Below are 2,537 nucleotides of genomic sequence, written 5' to 3'. Positions count from 1 at the left end.
CTCCACTCAAAACCTCATAAATACCTTTATCCGTAGATGAATGATTTATTCCAAGCCCGGATGTAGCATTTGCTTGCGGGTCCAAATCAATCAAAAGGACAAACTTTCCGAGCGCAGCTAAAAATACCGACAGATTTACGCTTGTCGTTGTCTTCCCCACTCCTCCTTTTTGATTCACAACAGCAATTACCTGAGCCATAATTATTAATATTATATCAGAATAATAAAAGATTGACAAAAGGGTCAATTTATGCTAATATATATCTATATGGAGTGATATGCCGATGTGGCGAAACTGGCAGACCTGCCTGCCGGCAGGCAGGCGCGCACTAAAAAAATATGACTACTATTTACGCTATAAAAAGCTTACAAAAAATTATATTTATGTAGGATTAACGAACAATTTAGAGCGTAGAGTATCTCAACATAATTTAGGGAAAGAAAAAACAACAAAACCATATGCTCCTTTTTTATTAATCTATAAAGAAAACTTTTTAAGCAGACGGGAGGCGAGATCAAAAGAAAAATATTTAAAATCCGGTTTCGGAAAAGAATTCTTAAAGTCTTTATAAATATTCAAATGCCGATGTGGCGGAACTGGCAGACGCGCACGACTCAAAATCGTGTGCCCTCGGGCATGTGGGTTCGATTCCCACCATCGGCATTTGAATATTTATAATCGTGTGCCCTCGGGCATGTGGGCCTGCCTGCCGGCAGGCAGGTTCGATTCCCACCATCGGCACCATCGAAAAAACTAAGCTCGACGGCTTAGTTTTATTGATTCTATAGAATAAAAACAAGTTTGACATTATACTCCCATTATCGCCTTTATTGCTTTCCAGCCAAAAAGATAAATCGGTATCCAAATTGTCGTTGTCGTAATGTTCAATAAAATTCCTGCCAATAATGCTCTGTTTTTATTTTTTATACAAAGTTTTGCTAAAATAGGCGCGACCAAAGGACAAAGAGTAAAGGCTGTGAGGCACAAAGCAAAAAATCTGCTTTTTCCATAAATTTTCAGTAACTTCTTTTTAAGGCGAGGGTTTTTTATCTTATCTTTGATAAAAACATCTATCGACATATCAACATCACCATAAATATATATTATGAGCCAGGCAATAAGTCCGTAAAACAACGGAAATATCAAAAACGATTTCCACCCCAAAGTCACGACCAAAACGATGTATGAAGGACTTATAAAGAACCAAGCGGCCGTAGCCATTGTTATAACGCCCAAAAAAAATATCTGAAATTTACTCAAATCATCCTCCTTTCATATAATTTAACCATAAATTATATTTTATATCAATTGACATTTTCTTAAAATTGATATATTATTAAGTTAATAACAATCATATTATTATGAATTTATTAGTACATGCTGGGGCTGGCGTTCTCGTAGGTCAAGCAACAGGCAATCCGATTTTAGCCTTTATATGTGGACTTATAAGCCATATTATTTTAGATGTTATCCCTCATGGAGATAGCCATATGTACAAAAGATACAAAAACAAAGAACTATCAATGAAAAAAGCAATGGCAGGCACAATGTTGAACGCCATAGCCACCGTTATCTTCGTAATTTTAATATTTAATCTAGGGATTTATCACACAAAGCTTGTGACAAGTATGGCTCTTATCGGCGCAATTATTCCAGATGTTTTAATAGGAATATATGAGCTTAGCTTACCGAATGCGCCAAAATTTTTACGCGTCATACATAAATGGCATTTTAAAAACCATGATTTAATTGCAGAGCGGTATGATTTGTCATTTAAAAACGGCTTGCTCTTGCAAGTCGTCTTTCTCTTGATATTTTTAGTTGCATTATAGTCTAATCGCACTCCAACATATTCTCCAAATGCCTAATTTCATATTCTTCACCTTTTTTTTCAATAAATATTCCGTCAATGGCAAATTTATTAAAATGCCATTTTTTTATATCCAAATATAAATGCGCTAAATTAATTAATTTCTGTTGTTTTTTTGGCGTTATACTTTCTTCCGGCGTTCCATATAACAAATTACTTTTTGTCCGAACCTCAATAAAGATAACTCTATCCTTTTTTTTACAAATAATATCAATTTCACCAAAACCACTGATTACAAAATTCCTTTCCAAAATTTTATATCCTTTCTTTTTTAAAAAAGAAACGGCGAGGTTTTCGCCGAACTTGCCTAAAGATTTTCTAGCTTCCGTCATATTACGCTCATACAAATATACAAATACCGATAACATTTATCAAATATCTATTACGATGTTATCGCTTTTTTGTTTTTGGTAAATATTTATTATACTCTGCGTGGCGCTTCAATTCATCTTTTCTATCCGGTAAAGTTTTTATTTTTTTTATTATAAATCCCAACCAGACACCAAAACCAACACCCCAAATAAGAAACCAAAATCGAGCGCTCAAAAATACTGCGCGCTCATAGCTGAACATAAGCAACAAAAAACCAAGCGCGCCAGAGAGAATAAACCATTTTTTTAAATATTTTGCGCTAAAACGTAAAACAAAATTATTTTTTTCTTTTTT

General features: G+C 34.3%; 5 protein-coding genes, 1 tRNA gene and 1 pseudogene (1 of these 7 running past the window's edge). 3 read left to right on the top strand and 4 right to left on the bottom strand.

Annotated elements, in window-relative coordinates; translation table 11 throughout:
* Positions 1–199: pseudogene (locus COU51_00255) on the bottom strand (chromosome partitioning protein ParA) (it extends 566 nt beyond the left edge of the window).
* Between the two features lie 85 nt (positions 200–284).
* Between COU51_00255 and COU51_00250 the strand changes: the two are divergent.
* Positions 285–572, top strand: coding sequence for an endonuclease (locus COU51_00250; protein PIR67128.1), 288 nt, complete (start codon positions 285–287; stop codon positions 570–572).
* A 10-nt stretch (positions 573–582) separates the two neighbouring features.
* Positions 583–664 (top strand) — tRNA-Leu (locus COU51_00245).
* 144 nt (positions 665–808) lie between these two features.
* On the opposite strand, the gene COU51_00240 is transcribed toward COU51_00245, so the two are convergent.
* Entirely contained in the window at positions 809–1,261 is a 453-nt protein-coding gene (locus COU51_00240; protein ID PIR67125.1) for a hypothetical protein, read from the bottom strand.
* A 101-nt stretch (positions 1,262–1,362) separates the two neighbouring features.
* Here COU51_00240 and COU51_00235 point away from each other — a divergent pair, with 101 nt between their 5' ends.
* Complete coding sequence (locus COU51_00235) at positions 1,363–1,833, top strand: hypothetical protein (protein ID PIR67124.1); 471 nt, start codon at positions 1,363–1,365, stop codon at positions 1,831–1,833.
* A 1-nt stretch (position 1,834) separates the two neighbouring features.
* Here COU51_00235 and COU51_00230 read toward each other — a convergent pair whose 3' ends face one another.
* Together COU51_00230 and COU51_00225 are read right to left on the bottom strand one after the other, a co-directional pair.
* Positions 1,835–2,239 (bottom strand): YraN family protein, encoded by a 405-nt coding sequence (locus tag COU51_00230; protein ID PIR67123.1) that lies wholly within the window; start codon positions 2,237–2,239, stop codon positions 1,835–1,837.
* A gap of 22 nt (positions 2,240–2,261) precedes the next feature.
* Positions 2,262–2,537, bottom strand: a 276-nt coding sequence (locus COU51_00225) for a hypothetical protein (GenBank protein ID PIR67122.1), incomplete at its 5' end; no start/stop codon positions are given.

Source organism: Parcubacteria group bacterium CG10_big_fil_rev_8_21_14_0_10_36_14 (assembly GCA_002772895.1).
In the GTDB taxonomy this organism is placed as follows: domain Bacteria; phylum Patescibacteriota; class Patescibacteriia.
This window is presented reverse-complemented; position numbering and strand designations above follow the sequence as displayed.